Raw genomic sequence first — 22,477 nt, 5'->3', positions numbered from 1 at the left:
CTAGCCTGCCGGTGCGGGCTCGGCGGGGCCAGGCGGTGTGGCCTCTGGTGATTGGGTCGCCGGCGGCGCTTCGGCGTCTGGTGGCGGTGGCTGGGTCTCGGCCGGTGCTGCCGACGCTGGCGCATGCGATTCGGGTGGCCGGGTGGGCGTAACCACTGGCTGTTGGGCAGGGAGGTGCTGAGTGCCTGGTGGGGTACTTGGCAGCTGCTGAGCCGGGGGGGCGGGCCGAGGCGTTGGCAGCTGAAGCGGAATCGGCGGCAGGTTGAGCCGCTCCTCGGGAATGTCGGGTGGGGGTACCGGCGGCTGGCCGTTGATCAGCAGCGCCCCCTTAGCGCTGTTCACCAGGGTTGCCCACCCCCCGTTGCCCAGGGTCGCGCCGATACTGCATGCGACCTCGCGGCTACCCGCCGACCAGCTGGGCAGCGTCAGCGTGGGGTAGATCAGCGTCAGGGTGGTGGTGCGCAACTTGAGGGGTGCGAGGTAGGCGTCCGTCATCCGGGTGCACGCGTCCTTGATGAACCCGTCCTGCTCGGGTTCGCTCGGCAGCGCGTCGGGAAACCTCTCGGCCAGGTTGACCGTGCCGGAGACCTCCATCGCGTGCGGTGCCGCGCAGTCCACCGGCACGTCGATCGGCTGGTTGGTGGTGGCATCGATGCCCAGGCAGGTACCGGCCGGCCAGACCTTGGACTGGTCGATGTCGGCGACCTTGCCCTTGAAGGCGAGCTGCTGGTTGTTCGGACCGGGCGACTGCAAGCCACAGAGCATGCGGCGCTCACCGGCCTGCCGCCACGCCCGGTCGCCGGGCCACAGCATGCTGATGGTGAACTTGCTGTTGGGATCGAACTTCGTGCCGAGGTAGCGGCGCACAGCAGCTTCGCACTGCTCCTCGCTGATCTGCTGAATGCGGGCGGGCGACGGGGGAGCAGCGTTTTGCCCGTACTCCATGCCGGGGAATGTCCGCATGTCAATGGACTCGGCGACTTCGAACCGGTGCTCGTCGGCACAGCTGACGATGGCGGCAAACTCCGGCGTGCCGGCCGGCCACATCAAGCAGTCACCAGTGGCGACGCGGTTGAACGAAGCGTTGATCTTGGCGCCAGTGCTGGGCACCGGATTGCTGGCGATGTAGCCGGCCAGCCGCTCCGGCGCGCGGCCGACGGCGGGAATCGCGGTGACCAGCCCGGCAATCAGCAGGCCACCCAAAGCGGTGAGGAGTAGCGCTCGCCGGGTCGCCGACGCGCGCAGGGCGCGTGGCCACCGAGGCCCGGGCAGCGGCTGTTCCGCCTCCCCGTGCGGGGGGCTGGCCGGGTCGCCGGGATCGACGGGGTCCTGCTCGGGCGCGTCCAACATCCGCTCCATTCTGACAGGGTCGGCGGGGCCGCATGACCAATGTTGCAGTTGTCAGCTTGCGGGATCGCTTCATCGCGGGTGGATGGTCCTCTGCCGCCACCCTGACTGGGCGTCAAAAGTAGTCTTGCGGCCGTGATCGACCTGAAGCTGCTTCGTGAAAACCCCGACGCGGTACGCCGCTCACAACTCAGCCGCGGCGAGGACCCGGCGCTGGTGGATGCCCTGCTGACGGCCGACGCCGCCCGCCGGGCCGTGATCTCGACCGCCGATTCGTTACGGGCCGAGCAGAAAGCCGCCAGCAAAAGCGTGGGCGGCGCGTCTCCCGAAGAGCGCCCGCCGCTGCTGCGGCGCGCGAAGGAACTCGCCGAGCAGGTCAAAGCCGCTGAGGCCGACGAGGTCGAAGCGGAGGCGGCGTTCACCGCGGCGCACCTGGCGATCTCGAATGTCATCGTGGACGGGGTACCCGCCGGCGGGGAGGACGACTACGCGGTGCTCGACGTCGTCGGCGAGCCCAGCTACCTCGAGAACCCCAAGGACCACCTGGAGCTCGGCGAGTCGCTGGGCCTGATCGACATGCAGCGCGGCGCCAAGGTGTCGGGTTCACGGTTCTACTTCCTGACCGGTCGGGGTGCCCTACTGCAGCTTGGATTGCTGCAGCTGGCGCTGAAGCTAGCCGTCGACAACGGCTTTGTCCCTACGATCCCGCCGGTGCTGGTGCGCCCGGAAGTGATGGTAGGCACGGGATTTCTAGGCGCCCACGCCGAGGAGGTGTACCGGGTAGAGGGCGACGGCCTCTACCTGGTGGGCACCTCCGAGGTACCGCTGGCGGGGTATCACTCCGGCGAGATTCTGGACCTTTCCCGCGGGCCGCTGCGGTATGCGGGCTGGTCGTCGTGTTTCCGACGTGAGGCCGGCAGCCATGGCAAGGACACGCGCGGCATCATCCGGGTGCACCAGTTCGACAAAGTCGAGGGCTTCGTCTACTGCACACCGGCCGACGCGGAGCACGAACATGAGCGGCTGCTGGGCTGGCAGCGCCAGATGCTGGCACGCATCGAGGTGCCGTATCGGGTCATCGACGTGGCCGCGGGTGATCTCGGCTCGTCGGCCGCCCGCAAGTTCGACTGCGAGGCGTGGATTCCGACGCAGGGGGCCTATCGCGAGCTGACGTCGACGTCGAACTGCACCACCTTTCAGGCGCGCCGGTTGGCGACCCGCTACCGGGATGCCAGCGGCAAGCCGCAGATCGCGGCCACCCTCAACGGAACGCTGGCCACCACCCGGTGGCTGGTTGCGATCCTGGAGAACCACCAGCGGCCCGACGGCAGCGTTAGAGTCCCGGACGCACTGGTTCCGTTCGTGGGTGTCGAAGTGCTGGAGCCGGTCGCTTAGCGGCGATCGCGAGCGCGGCGGAGCCGGGTGAGGCGGGTCGCCGCCATTGGCTTAGCGGCTTGGCCGGGAGTGTGTCCGAAGGCTTGTCGGTAGGTGTCAATGAACGCGCTTGGTGTGGCCCAACCGCATTCGGACGCCACGGACGTGACGTCGTGGCGCTCGGCGAGCAACACGAGCGCATGTTGCAGGCGCAGCTGGGTGCGCCATTGCGGGAACGTCATACCCAGCTCGTCGCTGAACAGACGGCTCAGCGTGCGCTGGCTGACACCGATCCGGCCGCCGATCTGCTGCAGCGTCAAGGGCTGGGTCAGGTTGTCGGCGATCAACGCGCACGCGTGCCGCAACCGGCGATCGGTTGGTGAGGGAACCCACAGTGGCTCGCGGATGCTCGTTGTTGGCAGTTGATCCTGCAGTACGGCCAACATCCGGTGGTGCTCGTCGGTGTCGGTTCGGTCGGCCTGCGAACACGCGATGATGAGTTCGCGCATCAACGGATTGACCGCGAGCACCGTCGGGGTTGCCGGGCCGCCGCGATAGCGCTGCGGATCCAGCGCTACGCCGTGAAATTGCGTGTGGCCGTGGAACTTGTGTTGGTGCCAACAGCCCGCCGGTATCCAGATTGCCCGATTTACCGGCGTAATCCAGGTTCCCGCGTGAGTGGTGACTGAGACCGCCCCTGCGGACGGATAGACGATCTGGTGCGACGGATGGCGGTGGCGTTCGATCCGCGCTCCCGGCGGGAGCGTCAACGAGGTTGTGGCCAGCCCGTGGTGGCTGTTTTCCGACATATTAAGGCAGAATATCGGAAGACTGCCGGCCGGTGGCTAACTAGTGTTCTGGGCCATGGCTATGAATCTTCTACATCGGCGTCGTTGCAGCTCGGCAGGCTGGGAAAAAGCGGTGGCCAATCAGCTCCTGCCCTGGGCGTTGCAGCACGTCGAACTCGGCCCCCGGACGCTGGAGATCGGCCCCGGTTATGGGGCGACACTGCAAGCGCTCCTTGGTCTGACCGCCTCGCTCACCGCCGTTGAAGTCGACAACTCGATGGTCGAGCGCCTGAACCGCCGCTACGGCCAGCGGGCGCGCATCATCCGCGGCGATGGCACCCAGACCGTGCTGCCCGATGATCACTTCACGTCCGTGGTGTGTTTCACGATGCTGCACCATGTTGCCAGCGCCCAACTGCAGGACCAGCTATTCGCTGAGGCGTACCGGGTGCTGCAACCAGGTGGCGTCTTCGCCGGCAGCGACGGTGTGCCGTCGCTGCCGTTTCGCCTAATACACATCGCCGACACCTACACTCCGATCGCCCCGGCGGACCTCCCCGGTCGGCTGCGAGCTGTGGGATTCACTGATATCCACGTCGATGTCGCGGGCGCTCGCCTGAGGTGGCGGGCCACCAAGCCAGTCGCCGCCTAGGCGCCGACCGTCGCACGGGAACGTTCGTGTCGGTGCTGACGTTCGATGGTGGCGAAGTAGAACGCGAACGCGAATGCAAAACTGGTGAACAGGCTGCTCACGAAATACAGCCAGGGCCGCCGCAGACCACGTCGGTAGCCGTCGGTGGTGGAAAACAGCGGCAGCAGGATCACGTTGGCAATGGTGTAGTCCTGGCCGGCCGAACTGGCCGCCGGGTTGGTGAACATCAGCCGGACGTACTCCGCCCAGCTGCCGGGACCCCAGAGAGGGTTGGCGGCTCCGTGCGCGTACTGCTGCACAAAACGAATGTTGAAGTACCACCCCAGCGCGATCGAGGCAATACCGACGACGTAGTACACACACTCCGGCGGCGAGAACCACGATCCGCCGGCCGGCCTGGTGAAAACCTTCGGGTTCGACGAGACGATCCAGCCGATGACGACAACTCCCAGCGCAGCGTGAACAAGAAGCGACACCATGCGCGCAGTCTCGCCGTGGCCAACAGTTTTGTCAATGTTGACAGAACGAAAATTGACGATAGCTTGCAGTCATGGTCCGGCCCCCGCAGACGGCGCGCAGCGAACGCACTCGCGAGGCACTGCGCCAGGCCGCCCTGGTGCGATTTCTGGCCCAGGGCGTCGAGGCTACCTCAGCCGAGCAGATTGCGGAGGACGCCGGGGTGTCGCTGCGTACTTTCTATCGCCACTTCAGATCCAAGCACGATTTGCTGTTTGCCGACTACGACGCCGGACTGCACTGGTTTCGCGCGGCGCTGGATGCTAGACCGGCCGACGAATCGATCATCGATTCCGTGCAAGCGGCTATCTTCTCGTTTCCTTATGACGTTGACGCAGTGACGAAGATTGCGTCGTTGCGGCGCGGCGAGTTGGAGCCGAGCCGGATCGTCCGCCATATGCGCGAGGTGGAAGCCGACTTCGCCGATGCCATCCAGGCCCAATTGCGGCGACGTAACTGCGATATCGCGGGTGCACCCGATGCCCGATTGCACATCGCCGTCACCGCACGATGCGTCGCCGCGGCGGTGTTCGGCGCGATGGAAGCCTGGATGCTTGGGAGTGACCGGTCGCTCGGGGAGCTGGCGCGGGTCTGCCACGTCGCACTGGAGTCGCTGCGCGTCGGCATCTCCGACACCTGGACCACCCTCACAGTTTCGTCATAATTGACAAAACATCGAGCGCGTGCGAGCCTGCATTGCTGGAGACGCGTATGACTGGTTATGACGCGATAGTTATCGGCGCCGGGCACAACGGGCTGACCGCGGCAGTGCTGCTGCAGCGAGCCGGACTGCGGACCGCGTGTCTGGACGCTAAGCGCTACGCCGGCGGGATGGCCTCCACGGTGGAGCTGTTCGACGGGTACCGGTTCGAGATCGCCGGATCGGTGCAGTTCCCGACCTCCTCGGCGGTCAGCAGCGAGTTAGGCCTGGACAGCTTGCCGACGGTCGATCTGGAGGTGATGTCGGTAGCGTTGCGCGGTGTCGGGGACGATCCGGTGGTCCAATTCACCGACCCGACGAAGATGCTTACCCACCTCCATCGGGTGCACGGGGCAGACGCCGTCACCGGGATGGCGGGCCTGCTGGCGTGGAGCCAGGCGCCGACCCGGGCGCTGGGGCGTTTCGAAGCCGGAACTCTGCCCAAGAGCTTCGACGAGATGTATGCCTGTGCCACAAATGAATTCGAACGGTCAGCGATCGATGACATGCTGTTCGGATCGGTCACCGACGTGTTGGACCGCCATTTCCCGGACCGCGAGAAGCACGGCGCCCTGCGCGGGTCGATGACCGTGCTGGCCGTGAACACGCTCTATCGCGGGCCGGCCACACCGGGCAGCGCTGCCGCGCTCGCCTTCGGATTGGGTGTCCCGGAGGGCGACTTCGTGCGGTGGAAGAAATTGCGCGGTGGCATCGGCGCGCTTACCACCCATCTGTCGCAATTGCTGGAACGCACCGGCGGCGAGGTCCGGTTACGTTCCAAGGTGACCGAGATCGTGGTTGACAATAGTCGGTCGTCAGCCCGCGTGCGGGGCGTGCGCACCGCGGCGGGGGACACCTTGACCTCCCCGATCGTGGTCTCCGCCATAGCACCCGACGTCACCATCAACGAGCTGATCGATCCGGCAGTGTTGCCGTCGGAAATCCGCGATCGCTATTTGCGGATCGACCACCGCGGCAGCTATCTGCAGATGCATTTTGCGCTCGCGCAGCCACCGGCCTTCGCGGCGCCCTACCAGGCACTCAACGATCCGAGCATGCAGGCATCGATGGGCATTTTCTGCACACCGGAGCAGGTTCAGCAGCAGTGGGAGGATTGCCGGCGTGGGATCGTCCCGGCCGATCCGACCGTGGTGTTGCAGATCCCGTCGCTGCATGATCCCAGCCTGGCCCCGGCGGGTAAGCAGGCCGCGTCGGCGTTCGCAATGTGGTTCCCGATCGAGGGTGGCTCAAAATACGGAGGGTACGGCCGGGCAAAGGTCGAAATGGGGCAGAACGTGATCGACAAGATCACTAGATTGGCACCGAACTTCAAAGGCAGCATCCTCCGGTACACCACCTTTACCCCCAAACACATGGGTGTGATGTTCGGTGCCCCGGGTGGGGACTACTGCCATGCCCTGCTGCACTCGGACCAGATCGGCCCCAACAGGCCTGGCCCGAAAGGCTTTATCGGCCAGCCGATCCCGATAGCCGGGTTGTACCTGGGCAGTGCCGGCTGTCACGGTGGGCCGGGAATCACGTTCATCCCTGGATATAACGCCGCCCGTCAGGCGCTGGCCGATCGCAGGGCTGCCAACTGTTGCGTTTTGAGTGGTCGGTAGTTGTCGGTGGTGTGCTGTAGGAACAGATGGATGAATTTGGCGGTGTGGGCGGAGCGCAACGGTGTTGCGTGGGTGATCGCGTATCGCTGGTTTCGAGCCGGGCTGTTGCCGGTTCCGGCGCAGCGAGTGGGTCGGCTCATTCTGGTGAACGATCCGGCAGTCGAGGAGTCTGGGCGCGGGCGGACGGTGGTGTACGCGCGGGTATCGTCAGCGGATCAGAGGTCCGATCTGGATCGGCGGGTCGCGCGGGTGACCGCGTGGGCCACATCGCAACATCTCTCTGTCGACAAGGTGGTGGCCGAGGGTGGTTGGGCGTTGAATGGACATCGCCGTAAGTTTTTTGCGCTGCTGGGTGATCCGGTGGTGACGCGGATCGTGGCGGAGCACCGGGATCGGTTCTGCTGGTTTGGCTCTGAGTACGTCGAGGCCGCTCTTGTCGCCCAGGGCCGGGAATTGGTGGTGGTCGACTTGGCTGAGGTCGATGACGACCTGGTGGGCGATATGATCGAGATCCTGACCTCGATGTGTGCTCGGCTCTATGGTGAACGCGCTGCACAGAACGGGGCCAAGCGTGCCCTTGCTGCTGCGGTCGGGGACGCGGAGGCAGCTTGATGGCCAGATTCGAGGTGCCAGAAGGCTGGTGTGTGCAGGCGTTCCGGTTCACGCTGGACCCAACCGAGGACCAGGCCCGCGCGCTGGCGCGGCATTTCGGCGCTCGCCGCAAGGCCTACAACTGGGCGGTCGCTACTTTGAAAGCCGATATCGAGGCGTGGCGCGTTACTGGTATCGGGACTGTCAAGCCGTCGCTGCGGGTGCTTCGTAAACGGTGGAACACCGTCAAGGACGAGGTGTGTGTCAACGCCGAGACCGGGGCGGTGTGGTGGCCGGAGTGCTCGAAAGAGGCTTACGCCGACGGCATTGGCGGCGCTGTCGATGCGTACTGGAACTGGCAGAACTCCCGATCCGGTAAACGTGAGGGCAAGACAATGGGCTTCCCCCGGTTCAAGAAGAAAGGCCGCGATCAGGACCGCGTGACATTCACGACCGGAGCGATGCGCGTCGAACCTGATCGCCGTCATCTCACACTTCCGGTCGTCGGGACCGTCCGTACGCACGAGAACACACGCCGGATTGAACGGCTCATCGCCACAGGCCGGGCGCGGGTGCTGGCAATCTCGGTGCGCCGTAACGGCACCCGGCTCGACGCCAGTGTGCGGGTCCTCGTGCAACGCCCGCAGCAGCCCAACGTGGCACAGCCCGGTTCACGGGTTGGCGTTGACGTCGGGGTGCGCCGGCTGGCCACGGTCGCCAACGAGGCCGGCGCAGTGCTCGAAGAAGTGCCCAATCCACGGCCACTCGACGCGGCACTCAAAGAGCTACGGTACGCCAGCCGTGCGCGGTCGCGGTGCACGAAAGGCTCACGGCGCTACCGCGAGCGCACCACCGAGATTTCCCGGCTGCATCGCCGGGTCAACGATGTCCGCACTCATCACCTGCATGTCCTGACAACACGATTGGCTCAAACCCACGGCCACATCGTTGTTGAAGGTTTGGACGCTGCGGGGATGCTGCGGCAAAAGGGGCTTCCCGGCGCCCGCGCCCGCCGGCGCGGACTGTCGGATGCGGCCCTGGGAACCCCGCGCCGGCACTTGTCCTACAAGACGGGCTGGTACGGGTCGGCGCTGGTGGTCGCCGACCGCTGGTTCCCGTCGTCGAAAACCTGCCACACCTGCGGGCATGTACAAGACATCGGCTGGGACGAAACATGGCAATGCGACGGCTGCTCGGTCACCCACCAGCGGGATGACAACGCCGCTGTGAACCTCGCGCGCTACGAGGAACCTGTTAGCGTCGTCGGCCCAGTTGGGGCCGCCGTTAAGCGTGGAGCCGACCGTAAGACCGGGCCTTGCCCGGCTGGTGGCTGTGAAGCGCGGAAGGGAGGCAGCCGCATGGCTGCCGAACAACCCCGAGACGGGGTGCAAGTCGCGTGACCACTAAAGATCGCTCGCTTGCAACGGCTTAGCGTCCAACCGGGTGAACTCGTTGTGTCGATACAGCTTCACACACTCGGCACGTCTGACCTTGCCGCTCGTGGTGATCGGAATCGAGCCGGGCGCCACCAGAACCAGATCCGACACGCTCAATCCATGCGAGGTGGATATCGCCGAGGTGACTTCACGCGTGACGAAGCTCAGCCTCTCTGTGTCCAAGTTGCCGCGGTTGTTGAGTTCGACGATGGCAACGAGCTTCTCCACGCTATTGCTCGGAACCGCTATCGCCGCACAGCGGCCCCGAGTGATCTCCTGGATCGTTGCCTCGATGTCGTCGGGAGAATGATTGCGGCCGTAAACAATCAACAGATCCTTTATTCTGCCGATGATGAAAAACTTGTCCTCAGACACGAAGCCCGAGTCGCCAGTTCGTAGCCAAGGCCCTACGGGTGTGCCGGCCGAGGGAGCGACCAGTGCTCCTCCGAAGGTGCGTTCAGTCTCGTCAGGCTTTTCCCAATAGCCGCCGGCGACATTGTCGCCGTGTACCCAGATCTCACCGATTGTTCCGGGTGGGCACTCGGTATTGGTGTTGGGATCGACGATCCGAACAATGGGTGATTGCGGCAGCGGGTAACTGACCAGAGCTGTGCCCGCCCCGGTTGCGCACGGCTTGGCCTGCCCAGCGGAAAGTTCGTGGGGTTCGAAGTAACGGATTTCTGGGGGTTGGCCGGCTTGGCTGGTCGCCACATACACCGTGGCTTCCGCGAGTCCGTACGCGGGCCGAATTGCGAATTCTCGAAGATTGAAACGGCTAAACCGGTCGACAAAGCGCTTGAGGGTCGCCGGATGCACCCTTTCACTGCCGCAGAGGATGGTTTTGATCCGTCCAAGGTCGAGCCCGGCCAAGTCGTCATCTATTGCTTTTGCTGCCGTCAGTTCGAAGGCGAAGTTCGGTGCCGCCGAAAACGCCTGGCCCTCGCGTGCCATCAATTGCAGCCACCGGGCTGGTCGCTGCAGAAACGCCACCGGGCTTGTGAGCACAGCGCCGCATCCTACGATAATCGGCGCACAAACTCCCAGAACCAAACCCATGTCATGATAGAACGGTAGCCACGACATAATGAAAAGGTCCAATGGCGGTACGGCTCCGGTGTCGGCGAAATAGGCGGAAATCATCTGCTGGAAATTTGCCAATATATTCTTGTAGGTAATCATTACACCGGCAGGTGTGCGGGTCGATCCCGACGTATACTGCAAATATGCGGTTGTTTGGAGAGAATCGTCCACAATATTAGATCGTATCGGCGAGTCCAGATCTAGTTGATCGACCGCAACCGTTGGCGGGCTGGCAATACCGGGCGGTGGCGTAACGCGCGGGACGACATCGCCCATTATCGCGGATGTTGTCAGAACGACATTGGGTTTCGCGTCACGCACTACCGCGTCAACACGTTCATCGCTGGCGCCGCCGAGCGGAGCCGAAAGTGGAACCGCAATAAGACCGGCCTGTAAAGCGCCCAGAAAAGCAACAATATAATCGAGTCCTTGTGGGGCCAATATCACTGCACGGTCACCAATTGCGGCATGGCGGCGGACTTCTGCTGCAACGTTTAGGGTTCGCCGATACACCTGCGACCACGTCAGGCTTTCACTTATGCCCTCCGAATCCCGTTCGTAATCGATGTAAGTGAATGCCGTGCCGTCCGGGTGCAGGTTGACGCACTGGCGCAACATCGAGGGGATGGAAAGCGAAACCATGAAGCGTCAGACTACCGGCCCGGCGTGGAAGATAGCGCGCGCTCAGGCCGCGAACTTCAGACTGCGGCAGACCGCGGGCTGCCCATGCCACGACAAACCGAAGTAGGGCCCAGTGCCCCAGTAGCACAGCCGCTTAGAACTAAAGAGCCACCAAAGACACAGCTACATCGAAGGATTGCTAGTTAGGCTACGTATCGCCTCCGGCATTGGGCTTGGGGTCGGCGGCGTCAGGCACTGGTGCAGATAGGGGTGCATGGACGTTGGCTGAACCACGTGTGACTCCGGTTGCTGTTATCGGCATGGCTTGCCGGCTGCCCGGCGGGATCGATTCCCCCGAGTTGTTGTGGAAGGCGTTGTTACGAGGCGACGACCTGATCACCGAGGTGCCGCCGGACCGGTGGGATTGCGACGAGTTCTACGACCCGCAGCCGGGCGTGCCCGGTCGGACGGTGTGCAAGTGGGGCGGTTTCCTGGATAACCCCGCGGATTTCGATTGCGAGTTCTTTGGCATCGGCGAGCGGGAGGCGATTGCGATCGATCCGCAGCAACGTCTGTTGCTGGAGACGTCCTGGGAGGCCATGGAGCACGCCGGTCTTACTCAGCAAACGCTGGCAGGCTCGGCGACCGGCGTGTTCGCGGGTGTCACCCATGGTGACTACACGATGGTGGCGGCCGACGCCAAACAATTGGAGGAGCCGTACGGATATCTGGGCAACAGCTTCAGCATGGCGTCGGGCCGGGTCGCCTACGCGATGCGACTGCACGGTCCGGCAATAACCGTTGATACCGCATGCTCGTCCGGCCTGACGGCCGTGCACATGGCGTGTCGCAGCCTGCACGAGGGTGAAAGCGACGTTGCCTTGGCGGGGGGTGTCGCCTTGATGCTGGAGCCACGCAAGGCCGCTGCTGGATCCGCTTTGGGCATGTTGTCCCCGACCGGACGTTGTCGCGCGTTCGATGTCGCGGCTGACGGGTTCGTGTCAGGCGAGGGTTGCGCCGTGGTGGTGCTCAAGCGGTTGCCGGATGCATTGGCCGACGGTGACCGGATCCTGGCGGTAATTCGTGGCACGTCCGCAAATCAGGATGGCCACACGGTCAATATCGCGACGCCTTCGCAGCCCGCACAGGTTGCGGCTTATCGAGCGGCGCTGGCTGCCGGTGGCGTGGACGCCGCGACGGTCGGCATGGTCGAAGCGCACGGCCCCGGCACCCCGATCGGTGACCCCATTGAATATGCGAGTGTCTCCGAGGTGTATGGGGTCGACGGCCCGTGCGCACTCGCATCGGTGAAGACCAACTTCGGACACACCCAGTCGACCGCCGGGGTGCTAGGGCTAATCAAGGTGGTTCTCGCTCTGAAACATGGTGTGGTTCCACGTAATCTGCACTTCACTCGGCTGCCCGATGAGATTGCTGGCATCACCACCAACCTCTTCGTGCCCGAGGTGACCACACCGTGGCCCACCAACGGTCGTCAGGTGCCCCGGCGGGCGGCAGTGTCGTCTTATGGGTTCTCGGGAACGAACGTGCACGCTGTTGTGGAGCAAGCTCCGCAAACCGAAGCCCAGCCCCACGCGGCGAGCACCCCCCCGACCGGCACCCCTGCCTTGTTCACGCTGTCCGCTTCCTCGGCCGACGCGCTGCGGCAGACTGCTCAGCGGTTGACCGACTGGATACAGCAGCACGCCGACTCCCTGGTGCTCTCGGATCTTGCGTACACGCTGGCGCGGCGGCGTACGCACCGGTCGGTGCGCACGGCGGTCATCGCGAGCAGCGTCGACGAGCTGATTGCCGGCTTGGGCGAGGTCGCCGACGGTGACACCGTTTACCAGCCCGCGGTGGGGCAGGATGACCGCGGGCCGGTCTGGTTATTCTCAGGGCAAGGGTCGCAGTGGGCAGCGATGGGCGCCGATCTGCTGACGAACGAATCGGTGTTCGCCGCGACCGTTGCGGAGCTAGAGCCATTGATCGCCGCGGAGTCCGGGTTCTCGGTCACCGAGGCGATGACGGCGCCCGAGACCGTGACTGGCATCGACAGAGTTCAGCCGACCATCTTCGCGATGCAGGTCGCGTTGGCAGCCACGATGGCGGCATACGGAGTGCGCCCGGGCGCCGTGATCGGCCACTCAATGGGTGAGTCGGCCGCGGCTGTGGTCGCAGGAGTGCTGTCAGCCGAAGATGGGGTACGCGTCATCTGCCGACGATCAAAACTGATGGCGACGATCGCCGGTTCCGCGGCGATGGCGTCGGTGGAGTTGCCTGCCTTAGCTGTGCAGTCGGAATTGACCGCTCTAGGCGTCGACGATGTGGTGGTCGCCGTGGTGACCGCGCCGCAGTCCACCGTGATCGCCGGAGGCACCGAGTCGGTGCGCAAGCTGGTCGACATATGGGAGCGGCGAGACGTGCTGGCGCGGGCGGTGGCCGTCGACGTGGCTTCGCATTCGCCGCAGGTGGATCCGATCCTCGACGAGTTGATAGCGGCGCTGGCCGACCTGAATCCGAAAGCTCCTGAGATTCCCTACTATTCGGCGACGCTTTTCGACCCGCGCGAAGCGCCGGCGTGCGACGCGCGTTACTGGGCCGACAATTTGCGCCACACCGTGCGGTTCTCCGCTGCGGTGCGCTCGGCGCTCGACGACGGGTACCGAGTCTTCGCCGAGCTTTCGCCGCACCCGCTGCTGACCCACGCGGTCGATCAGATTGCCGGCAGTGTAGGCATGCCGGTTGCCGCGCTGGCCGGTATGCGGCGGGAGCAGCCATTGCCGCTGGGGCTCCGTCGCCTGCTGGCGGATCTGCACAACGCTGGTGCGGCAGTGGACTTCTCGGTGCTCTGTCCCCAAGGCCGCTTGGTCGATGCTCCGCTGCCGGCGTGGTCGCACCGGTTCCTGTTCTATGACCGCGAAGGCGTTGACAATCGGTCGCCGGGTGGCTCCACGGTAGCCGTGCACCCGTTGTTGGGCGCACACGTGCGATTGCCCGAAGAGCCGGAACGCCACGCCTGGCAGGCCGATGTTGGTACCGCAACCTTGCCCTGGTTGGGCGATCACCGGATACACAACGTGGCTGCTCTTCCAGGGGCCGCCTACTGCGAGATGGCGTTGTCTGCGGCCCGTGCCGTCCTCGGCGAGCAGTCCGAAGTACGCGACATGCGCTTTGAGGCGATGCTGCTGCTGGATGACCAGACCCCGGTGTCCACCGTGGCAACGGTGACCTCGCCCGGTGTCGTCGACTTCGCCGTCGAGGCCCTGCAGGAAGGCGTTGGGCATCACTTGCGGCGTGCGTCGGCGGTGCTGCAGCAGGTATCCGACGAATGCGAGCCGCCGGCGTACGACATGGCCTCCTTATTGGAAGCCCACCCTTGCCGCGTGGACGGTGAGGATCTGCGCCGGCGATTCGACAAGCACGGTGTGCAATATGGTCCGGCCTTCACCGGCCTGGCCGTGGCCTACGTCGCGGAGGATGCGACCGCCACAATGCTGGCCGAAGTCGCGCTGCCCGGCTCGATTCGTTCGCAGCAGGGCCTGTACGCAATCCACCCGGCCCTGCTGGATGCCTGTTTCCAGTCGGTCGGCGCGCATCCCGATAGCCAGTCGGTAGGTAGCGGCCTATTGGTGCCGTTGGGGGTGCGCCGAGTCCGTGCCTATGCTTCGGTGCGTACCGCTCGCTATTGCTACACGCGGGTGACCAAAGTCGAGTTGGCCGGCGTCGAGGCCGATATCGACGTGCTGGACGCGCACGGCACGGTGTTGCTGGCCGTGTGCGGACTGCGAATCGGTACGGGAGTGTCCGAGCGCGATAAACACAATCGGGTGCTGAATGAGCGCTTACTCACCATCGAATGGCACCAGCGTGAGCTGCCCGAGATGGACCCCTCTGGCGCTGGAAAATGGCTGTTGATCAGTGACTGCGCTGCCTCTGATGTGACCGCTACCCGGCTAGCGGACGCGTTTAGGGAACACAGCGCGGCGTGCACGACGATGCGGTGGCCACTGCACGACGACCAGTTGGCCGCCGCCGACCAGCTACGCGATCAAGTTGGTAGCGACGAGTTTAGCGGCGTGGTCGTGCTGACCGGGCCGAACACCGGTACGCCGCATCAGGGGAGCGCGGATCGCGGCGCTGAGTACGTTCGCCGGCTGGTGGGTATCGCTCGCGAATTGTCAGACCTTCCCGGGGCGGTGCCGCGCATGTACGTCGTGACGCGGGGTGCCCAGCGGGTGCTGGCCGACGACTGCGTCAATCTTGAGCAGGGCGGGCTGCGTGGTCTACTGCGGACGATCGGCGCCGAGCACCCTCACCTGCGTGCCACCCAGATCGACGTGGACGAACAGACCGGTGTCGAGCACCTGGCACGCCAATTGCTGGCCACGTCGGAAGAAGACGAGACCGCCTGGCGAGACAACGAGTGGTACGTGGCGCGCTTGTGTCCGACCCCGTTGCGTCCTCAGGAGCGGCGCACCATCGTCGCGGATCATCAGCAGAGCGGCATGCGCCTACAGATCCGTACCCCCGGCGATATGCAAACGATAGAGCTGGCCGCGTTTCACCGCGTTCCACCAGGACCAGGACAGATCGAGGTTGCGGTCCGTGCGTCCAGCGTCAACTTTGCCGATGTACTCATCGCTTTCGGTCGCTACCCCAGCTTCGAGGGACACCTGCCCCAGCTGGGCACGGATTTCGCCGGCGTGGTGACCGCGGTCGGACCAGGCGTCACTGACCACAAGGTCGGTGACCATGTTGGTGGCATGTCGCCTAACGGCTGCTGGGGCACATTCGTCACGTGTGACGCTCGGCTGGCCGCGACGCTGCCACCGGGCCTGGGTGACGCACAGGCCGCCGCGGTGACCACCGCGCACGCCACCGCCTGGTACGGACTGCATGAGCTCGCCCGGATTAGGGCGGGTGACACGGTGCTAATTCACTCCGGCACCGGCGGGGTCGGACAAGCGGCGATCGCTATAGCCCGCGCGGCGGGCGCTGAGATCTTCGCCACCGCCGGTACCCCGCAGCGTCGAGAGCTGTTGCGCAACATGGGTATTGAGCATGTCTATGACTCGCGCAGCACCGAGTTCGCCGAGCAGATTCGGCGGGACACTAACGGCCGAGGTGTCGATGTCGTGCTCAACTCGGTGACCGGCGCCGCGCAACTTGCCGGGCTGAAACTGCTCGCCTTCCGGGGACGGTTCGTCGAGATTGGCAAGCGCGACATCTATGGTGACACCAAGCTGGGGCTCTTTCCCTTCCGGCGCAACCTGTCCTTCTACGCCGTAGATCTGGGGTTGCTGTCTGCGACACACCCAGAAGAGCTGCGCGACCTGCTCGGCACGGTTTATCGCTTGACCGCCGCCGGTGAGTTGCCGCTGCCGCAGAGCACCCATTACCCCCTCGTCGAGGCGGCCACCGCCATCCGTGTGATGGGCAACGCCGAGCACACCGGCAAACTCGTCCTCCACATCCCACAGAATGGAAAAAGCCTCGTTACCCTGCCTCCGGAACAAGCTCAGGTATTCCGTCCCGACGGCTCCTACATCATCACCGGCGGTCTGGGTGGGCTAGGGCTGTTCCTGGCCGAGAAGATGGCGGCGGCCGGTTGCGGCCGGCTCGTGTTGAATTCCCGCACCCAGCCGACTCAAAAGGTGCGGGAAACGATCGAGGCCATCGCGGCGATGGGCTCTGAAGTCGTGGTGGAATGCGGTGACATCGCCCAACCGGGTACCGCGGAGCGGTTGGTGGCGACCGCTGTGGCCACCGGGCTTCCGGTACGAGGCGTGCTACACGCGGCCGCGGTGGTCGAGGACGCCACCTTGGCCAATATCACCGACGAGTTGCTGGCGCGCGACTGGGCGCCAAAGGTTCACGGTGCCTGGGAGTTGCATGAAGCAACGAGCGGACAGCCGCTTGACTGGTTCTGCTTGTTTTCGTCGGCGGCAGCTCTCACCGGCTCGCCGGGACAGAGTGCCTACTCCGCGGCCAACAGCTGGCTGGACGCCTTCGCGCATTGGCGGCAAGCTCAGGGCCTGCCGGCTACCGCGATCGCGTGGGGAGCCTGGTCGGATATCGGCCAGTTGGGGTGGTGGTCGGCATCGCCAGCGCGGGCTTCGGCATTGGAGGAAAGCAACTACACGGCGATCACTCCCGACGAAGGTGCTTACGCGTTCGAGGCGCTATTGCGCCACAACCGCGTCTATACCGGGTATGCCCCGGTCATCGGAGCCCCGTGGTTGGTCGCCTTCGCAGAGCGCAGCCGGTTTTTCGAAGTGTTCTCCAGCAGCAACGGTTCGGGCACAAGCAAATTCCGCGTCGAGCTGAACGAGCTGCCACGCGACGAGTGGCCGGCGCGGCTTCGGCAGCTGGTCTCCGAGCAGGTCAGCCTGATTCTGCGGCGCACCGTCGACCCTGACCGCCCGCTACCCGAGTACGGACTTGATTCGTTGGGCGCACTAGAGCTGCGCACTCGGATCGAGACCGAGACCGGAATACGGTTGGCGCCCAAGAACGTCAGCGCCACGGTGCGGGGTTTAGCGGATCACTTGTATGAACAGCTGGCGCCCGACGACGCTCCAGCTGCCGCGCTGTCGTCACAGTAAGAACCTTTCGCCGCATGCGTATTCCGCACGCGCTGAAATAGGAGCTATTAGTGCGAATAGGACCAGTAGAGTTGTCAGCGGTCAAAGACTGGGACCCAGCGCCCGGCGTGTTGGTTTCGTGGCACCCAACACCTGCCTCGTGCGCGAAAGCCCTTGCAGCGCCAGTGAGTGCTGTGCCTCCCAGTTATGTACAAGCCAGACAGATTCGGAGCTTTTCCGAGCAGGCTGCCCGGGGGCTCGATCACTCGCGGCTGCTCATTGCGTCCGTTGAGGTGTTTGGTCACTGCGATCTGCGCGCCATGACCTATGTCATCAATGCGCACCTTCGTCGGCACGATACATACTGCAGCTGGTTCGAGCTTCGAGATACCGACCACATCGTTCGGCACACCATCGCCGATCCGGCGGATATCGAATTTGTTCCGACCACACATGGCGAGATGACGAGCGCGGACCTGCGAAAGCACATCGTGGCGACACCGGATTCGCTTCATTGGGACTGCTTCAGCTTCGGAGTCATTCAGCGAGCAGACTCCTTCACGTTCTATGCCAGCATCGATCATCTGCATGCGGACGGTCAGTTCGTAGGAGTCGGACTCATGGAGTTCCAGTCGATGTACACCGCGCTGATAATGGGTGAGCCACCGATTGGTTTATCGGAGGCTGGCAGCTATGTGGACTTCTGCGTCAGGCAGCACGAGTACACCTCGGCGTTGAGCGTCGATTCCCCGGAGGTGCGCGCGTGGATCGACTTCGCCGAAATCAATAACGGAACTTTCCCGGAATTTCCGCTGCCCCTTGGCGATCCGTCTGTACGCTGCGGCGGCGACCTGCTCAGCATGATGCTAATGGACGAGCAGCAAACACAGCGATTCGAATCCGCCTGCATGGCGGCGAACGCTCGTTTCATTGGTGGCATGCTGGCTTGCATCGCCATCGCGATACACGAGTTGACCGGCGCCGATACCTATTTTGGAATTACTCCCAAAGATATCCGCACACCAGCCGACCTTATGACGCAGGGGTGGTTCACCGGGCAGATCCCGGTGACCGTTCCAGTCGCCGGATTGTCCTTTAACGAGATTGCACGAATCGCGCAGACCTCCTTCGATACTGGTGCGGATCTGGCGAAAGTGCCGTTCGAACGGGTCGTCGAATTGTCGCCGTCGCTACGCAGGCCCCAACCGCTTTTTTCCCTGGTGAACTTTTTCGACGCCCAAGTGGGACCGCTCTCGGCGGTGACGAAACTGTTCGAGGGCCTCAATGTTGGAACCTACAGCGACGGAAGGGTCACCTATCCGCTAAGTACGATGGTCGGTCGTTTCGACGAGACCGCGGCGAGCGTGCTATTCCCAGATAATCCGGTCGCTCGCGAATCCGTTGCCGCATATCTGAGGGCAATTAGATCGGTGTGTATGCGTATTGCCAACGGCGGGACGGCGGAACGTGTAGGCAACGTCGTTGCGCTTTCCCCAGGCCGGCGAAATAACATCGAAAGGATGACATGGCGGTCTTGTCGCGCGGGTGATTTTATCGATATCTGCAATCTAAAGGTTGCGAATGTGACGGTAGATAGAGAAGCTTAGTGGTTGCGCACGCAGATTCGTCAGGTGACCGATCCCCTGCTGTCTCACTCGCCTCACAGCGACCACCACGGCTGGCGCTTCAAGGCGGGCACGTGCGGAGCAGATGAGGAATGTGCGACGCCTTGACGCAGCCTGTCAGAACACCGAGACCCTCGACGAATTTACGAGCGGAACCGCATAGGCCAACCGGTGATGGGGGTGTCTTTCCGCGACTAGGGCGCCTTATCGTCCGAAGGCCGTGGGTGGTGATCGCCTTCTGGGTCGCGCTTGCGGGTCTGCTTGCGCCGACGGTGCCGTCCCTGGACGAGATCTCCCAGCGGCATCCAGTGGCGATTCTGCCGTCGGACGCCCCGGTGTTGGTCTCGACCCGGCAGATGACCGCGGCATTTCGTGAAGCCGGGTTGCAGAGCGTTGCGGTGGTGGTGCTCAGCGATGCCAAAGGGCTCGGCGCGGCCGATGAACGCAGCTACAAAGAGCTGGTTGACGCCCTGCGACGTGATACTCGAGACGTCGTGATGCTCCAGGACTTTGTCACCACACCGCCCCTGCGGGAGCTCATGACCAGCAAAGACAATCAGGCCTGGATCCTGCCGGTCGGCCTTCCCGGCGACCTGGGTTCGACCCAGTCCAAGCAGGCGTACGCCCGCGTCGCTGACATCGTCGAACACCAGGTCGCAGGCTCGACACTGACGGCTAACCTTACCGGGCCCGCGGCCACCGTCGCCGATCTGAACCTCACCGGGCAGCGGGACCGCAGTCGCATCGAGTTTGCGATCACGATCCTGTTGTTGGTCATTTTGCTGATCATCTACCGGAATCCGATCACCATGGTGTTGCCATTGATAACAATTGGCATGTCCGTGGCGGTTGCACAGCGCCTCGTTGCAATAGCCGGCTTGGCGGGCCTCGGTATTGCTAACCAGAGCATTATTTTTATGAGCGGGATGATGGTCGGCGCGGGAACGGATTACGCGGTATTTCTGATTAGTCGATATCACGACTATTTACGGCAGGGCGCGGATTCGGATCAAGCCGTCAAGAAGGCATTGACATCCATCGGTAAGGTGATCGCCGCATCCGCGGCCACCGTAGCAATCACCTTTCTCGCGATGGTGTTTACCCAACTGGGAATTCTCAAAACGGTTGGTCCGATGTTGGGAATTTCGGTAGCCGTGGTCTTCTTCGCAGCTGTCACACTGCTACCCGCCCTGATGGTGCTGGCCGGGCGTCGCGGTTGGATCGCGCCGCGCCGTGACCTCACCCGGCGCTTTTGGCGGAGTTCGGGGGTGCACATCGTGCGTCGGCCCAAGACTCATCTGCTCGCCAGCGCGCTGGTGCTGGTTATTCTGGCCGGCTGCGCAGGACTGGTCCGATACAACTACGACGATCGCAAGACGCTTCCGGCTTCCGTCGAGAGTTCGATCGGGTATGCCGCGTTGGACAAGCATTTCCCGTCCAACCTGATCATTCCCGAGTACCTGTTCATCCAATCCTCGACGGATCTGCGCACGCCGAAGGCTCTCGCCGACCTAGAGCAGATGGCGCAGCGGGTGAGCCAAGTGCCGGGTGTCGCGATGGTCAGGGGCATTACCCGACCCGCTGGACGGTCGCTGGAGCAGGCCCGGACGTCCTGGCAGGCCGGCGAAGTCGGCAGCAAGCTGGATGAGGGTTCCAAGCAGATCGCTGCGCACACCGGCGACATCGACAAACTGGCCGGTGGAGCCAACCTGATGGCGAGCAAACTCGGCGACGTACGGGCCCAAGTTAACCGGGCCATATCCACGGTCGGCGGCCTCATCGACGCGCTGGCGTACCTTCAGGACCTGCTCGGGGGCAACAGGGTTCTCGGCGAACTGGAAGGCGCGGAGAAGCTGATCGGCAGCATGCGGGCACTCGGTGACACCATTGACGCGGATGCGAGCTTTGTAGCGAACAACACCGAGTGGGCAAGCCCGGTGCTGGGGGCCCTGGATAGCAGCCCGATGTGCACTGCCGATCCGGCTTGTGCCAGTGCGCGCACCGAACTGCAGCGTTTGGTCACAGCGCGCGACGACGGAACGCTGGCAAAGATATCTGAGTTGGCTCGACAGCTGCAGGCCACGCGCGCAGTGCAGACCCTGGCAGCCACCGTGTCCGGATTACGCAGGGCGCTGGCCACCGTCATCAGGGCGATGGGTTCACTGGGGATGAGCAGTCCTGGTGGTGTGCGATCCAAGATCAACCTGGTGAACAAGGGGGTCAATGATCTCGCCGACGGGAGCCGGCAACTGGCTGAGGGCGTGCAGTTGTTGGTCGACCAGGTGAAGAAGATGGGTTTCGGGTTGGGCGAGGCCTCGGCGTTCCTATTGGCAATGAAGGACACCGCGACCACGCCGGCGATGGCGGGGTTCTATATTCCCCCGGAGTTGTTGTCGTATGCCACCGGTGAGAGCGTCAAAGCCGAGACGATGCCGTCAGAGTATCGAGATCTGCTAGGCGGGCTGAATGTAGACCAACTCAAAAAAGTCGCGGCGGCCTTCATTTCACCCGACGGCCACTCGATACGGTATTTGATACAAACCGACCTGAATCCATTCAGCACTGCTGCCATGGACCAAATTGACGCGATCACGGCTGCCGCTCGAGGGGCGCAACCAAATACCGCACTGGCCGATGCCAAGGTGTCTGTCGTCGGATTGCCCGTCGTTCTCAAGGACACGCGCGACTACTCCGATCACGACCTCCGATTGATCATCGCCATGACCGTCTGCATCGTTGTGCTCATATTGATCGTTTTGCTGCGTGCGATTGTGGCACCGCTGTATCTGATCGGCTCGGTTATCGTATCGTACCTGGCGGCGCTCGGTATTGGCGTTATCGTGTTCCAATTTTTACTCGGTCAGGAAATGCATTGGAGCATTCCGGGATTGACCTTCGTTATATTGGTCGCGGTGGGCGCAGATTACAATATGCTGCTTATTTCTAGGCTGCGTGAAGAGGCCGTCTTGGGGGTGCGTTCCGGTGTCATCCGGACCGTGGCCTCAACAGGTGGTGTGATCACTGCGGCGGGTTTGATCATGGCTGCCTCGATGTACGGTCTGGTATTCGCCAGCTTGGGTAGCGTGGTTCAAGGTGCGTTCGTCCTAGGGACCGGGCTTTTGCTGGATACCTTCTTGGTGCGTACCGTTACCGTGCCCGCCATTGCCGTGTTGGTTGGGCAGGCGAACTGGTGGTTGCCGTCAAGCTGGCGGCCGGCAACCTGGTGGCCCCTTGGCCGACGCCGTGGCCGTGCCCAACGAACCAAACGTAAGCCGTTGTTGCCCAAGGAAGAAGAAGAGCAATCACCGCCCGACGACGACGACCTGATCGGTCTTTGGTTACACGACGGGCTCAGGCTTTAGGATCTCTTCGCAGTTGAGAGTGTGAGGTAGTCGGCGCGTCGTTGATGGGTAGGGGTCGAGGTCTTTCGATGATGGGCGGTTCCACGCTGCCCAAAAGGAAGACCTCGGCGTGTCTGCCCGAGGTCCGCCCTCAGTTCACGCTCGACGACGGGCGCCAACGGGCTGCCCCTCCGGGC

Annotated in this window: 13 protein-coding genes; 9 read left to right on the top strand and 4 right to left on the bottom strand. The window is 63.7% G+C overall.

Annotated elements, in window-relative coordinates:
- A complete protein-coding gene (locus MCAN_RS20270) occupies window positions 1-1,350 on the bottom strand; it encodes a septum formation family protein (protein ID WP_014001991.1) in 1,350 nt (449 codons plus the stop codon).
- A gap of 132 nt (window positions 1,351-1,482) precedes the next feature.
- Between MCAN_RS20270 and serS the strand changes: the two genes are divergently transcribed.
- Window positions 1,483-2,742, top strand: coding sequence for a serine--tRNA ligase (gene serS / locus MCAN_RS20265; protein ID WP_003420889.1), 1,260 nt, complete (start codon window positions 1,483-1,485; stop codon window positions 2,740-2,742).
- Here serS and MCAN_RS20260 read toward each other — a convergent pair.
- Entirely contained in the window at window positions 2,739-3,530 is a 792-nt protein-coding gene (locus MCAN_RS20260; RefSeq protein ID WP_014001990.1) for an AraC family transcriptional regulator, read from the bottom strand. The genes serS and MCAN_RS20260 overlap by 4 nt on opposite strands.
- Before the next feature lie 55 nt (window positions 3,531-3,585).
- Here MCAN_RS20260 and MCAN_RS20255 point away from each other — a divergent pair, with 55 nt between their 5' ends.
- Window positions 3,586-4,161 (top strand): class I SAM-dependent methyltransferase, encoded by a 576-nt coding sequence (locus tag MCAN_RS20255; RefSeq protein ID WP_014001989.1) that lies wholly within the window; start codon window positions 3,586-3,588, stop codon window positions 4,159-4,161.
- Here the strand turns inward: MCAN_RS20255 and MCAN_RS20250 are convergent.
- Window positions 4,158-4,640 carry a DUF2834 domain-containing protein gene (locus tag MCAN_RS20250; protein ID WP_014001988.1) on the bottom strand — a complete coding sequence of 161 codons (483 nt, stop codon included), beginning with the start codon at window positions 4,638-4,640 and terminating at the stop codon, window positions 4,158-4,160. The two genes, MCAN_RS20255 and MCAN_RS20250, sit on opposite strands and share 4 nt — an antisense overlap.
- Before the next feature lie 71 nt (window positions 4,641-4,711).
- On the opposite strand from MCAN_RS20250, the gene MCAN_RS20245 reads away from it, so the two are divergent.
- The 4 genes from MCAN_RS20245 to tnpB are packed head-to-tail and all read left to right on the top strand — an operon-like array spanning window position 4,712 to window position 8,990.
- A complete protein-coding gene (locus MCAN_RS20245) occupies window positions 4,712-5,341 on the top strand; it encodes a TetR/AcrR family transcriptional regulator (protein ID WP_003899717.1) in 630 nt (209 codons plus the stop codon).
- A 47-nt stretch (window positions 5,342-5,388) separates the two neighbouring features.
- Window positions 5,389-6,999 carry a phytoene desaturase family protein gene (locus tag MCAN_RS20240; protein WP_003899716.1) on the top strand — a complete coding sequence of 537 codons (1,611 nt, stop codon included), beginning with the start codon at window positions 5,389-5,391 and terminating at the stop codon, window positions 6,997-6,999.
- Between the two features lie 30 nt (window positions 7,000-7,029).
- Window positions 7,030-7,611: an IS607-like element IS1537 family transposase gene (locus tag MCAN_RS20235; protein ID WP_041180194.1), complete on the top strand. Its 582-nt coding sequence runs from the start codon at window positions 7,030-7,032 to the stop codon at window positions 7,609-7,611.
- On the top strand, window positions 7,611-8,990 hold the full coding sequence (tnpB, locus tag MCAN_RS20230) for an IS607 family element RNA-guided endonuclease TnpB (protein ID WP_014001986.1): 1,380 nt from the start codon (window positions 7,611-7,613) through the stop codon (window positions 8,988-8,990). Before MCAN_RS20235 ends, tnpB begins: the two co-directional genes overlap by 1 nt.
- 3 nt (window positions 8,991-8,993) lie before the next feature.
- Here the strand turns inward: tnpB and fadD23 are convergent, their stop codons facing one another.
- A complete protein-coding gene (gene fadD23 / locus MCAN_RS20225) occupies window positions 8,994-10,748 on the bottom strand; it encodes a long-chain-fatty-acid--CoA ligase FadD23 (RefSeq protein ID WP_014001985.1) in 1,755 nt (584 codons plus the stop codon).
- A gap of 206 nt (window positions 10,749-10,954) precedes the next feature.
- Here fadD23 and pks2 point away from each other — a divergent pair, with 206 nt between their 5' ends.
- The 3 genes from pks2 (at window position 10,955) to mmpL8 (ending at window position 22,301) form a co-directional block, all read left to right on the top strand.
- On the top strand, window positions 10,955-17,335 hold the full coding sequence (gene pks2, locus MCAN_RS20215) for a phthioceranic/hydroxyphthioceranic acid synthase (protein ID WP_014001984.1): 6,381 nt from the start codon (window positions 10,955-10,957) through the stop codon (window positions 17,333-17,335).
- Between the two features lie 50 nt (window positions 17,336-17,385).
- Complete coding sequence (gene papA1 / locus MCAN_RS20210) at window positions 17,386-18,921, top strand: acyltransferase PapA1 (protein WP_014001983.1); 1,536 nt, start codon at window positions 17,386-17,388, stop codon at window positions 18,919-18,921.
- A gap of 110 nt (window positions 18,922-19,031) precedes the next feature.
- Entirely contained in the window at window positions 19,032-22,301 is a 3,270-nt protein-coding gene (gene mmpL8 / locus MCAN_RS20205; protein ID WP_014001982.1) for a sulfolipid-1 RND transporter MmpL8, read from the top strand.
- Window positions 22,302-22,477 lie beyond the last annotated feature (176 nt).

This window comes from Mycobacterium canetti CIPT 140010059, assembly GCF_000253375.1.
Lineage (GTDB): Bacteria > Actinomycetota > Actinomycetes > Mycobacteriales > Mycobacteriaceae > Mycobacterium > Mycobacterium tuberculosis.
This window is presented reverse-complemented; position numbering and strand designations above follow the sequence as displayed.

What these genes read in the sequence shown, in the direction of transcription:
- MCAN_RS20270 (WP_014001991.1), bottom strand. Translation starts at nt 1,350, where the DNA reads ATGTTGGACGCGCCCGAGCAGGACCCCGTCGATCCCGGCGACCCGGCC.
- MCAN_RS20260 (WP_014001990.1), bottom strand. Translation starts at nt 3,530, where the DNA reads ATGTCGGAAAACAGCCACCACGGGCTGGCCACAACCTCGTTGACGCTC.
- MCAN_RS20255 (WP_014001989.1), top strand. Translation starts at nt 3,586, where the DNA reads ATGGCTATGAATCTTCTACATCGGCGTCGTTGCAGCTCGGCAGGCTGG.
- MCAN_RS20250 (WP_014001988.1), bottom strand. Translation starts at nt 4,640, where the DNA reads ATGGTGTCGCTTCTTGTTCACGCTGCGCTGGGAGTTGTCGTCATCGGC.
- MCAN_RS20245 (WP_003899717.1), top strand. Translation starts at nt 4,712, where the DNA reads ATGGTCCGGCCCCCGCAGACGGCGCGCAGCGAACGCACTCGCGAGGCA.
- MCAN_RS20240 (WP_003899716.1), top strand. Translation starts at nt 5,389, where the DNA reads ATGACTGGTTATGACGCGATAGTTATCGGCGCCGGGCACAACGGGCTG.
- MCAN_RS20235 (WP_041180194.1), top strand. Translation starts at nt 7,030, where the DNA reads ATGAATTTGGCGGTGTGGGCGGAGCGCAACGGTGTTGCGTGGGTGATC.
- tnpB (WP_014001986.1), top strand. Translation starts at nt 7,611, where the DNA reads ATGGCCAGATTCGAGGTGCCAGAAGGCTGGTGTGTGCAGGCGTTCCGG.
- fadD23 (WP_014001985.1), bottom strand. Translation starts at nt 10,748, where the DNA reads ATGGTTTCGCTTTCCATCCCCTCGATGTTGCGCCAGTGCGTCAACCTG.
- mmpL8 (WP_014001982.1), top strand. Translation starts at nt 19,032, where the DNA reads ATGTGCGACGCCTTGACGCAGCCTGTCAGAACACCGAGACCCTCGACG.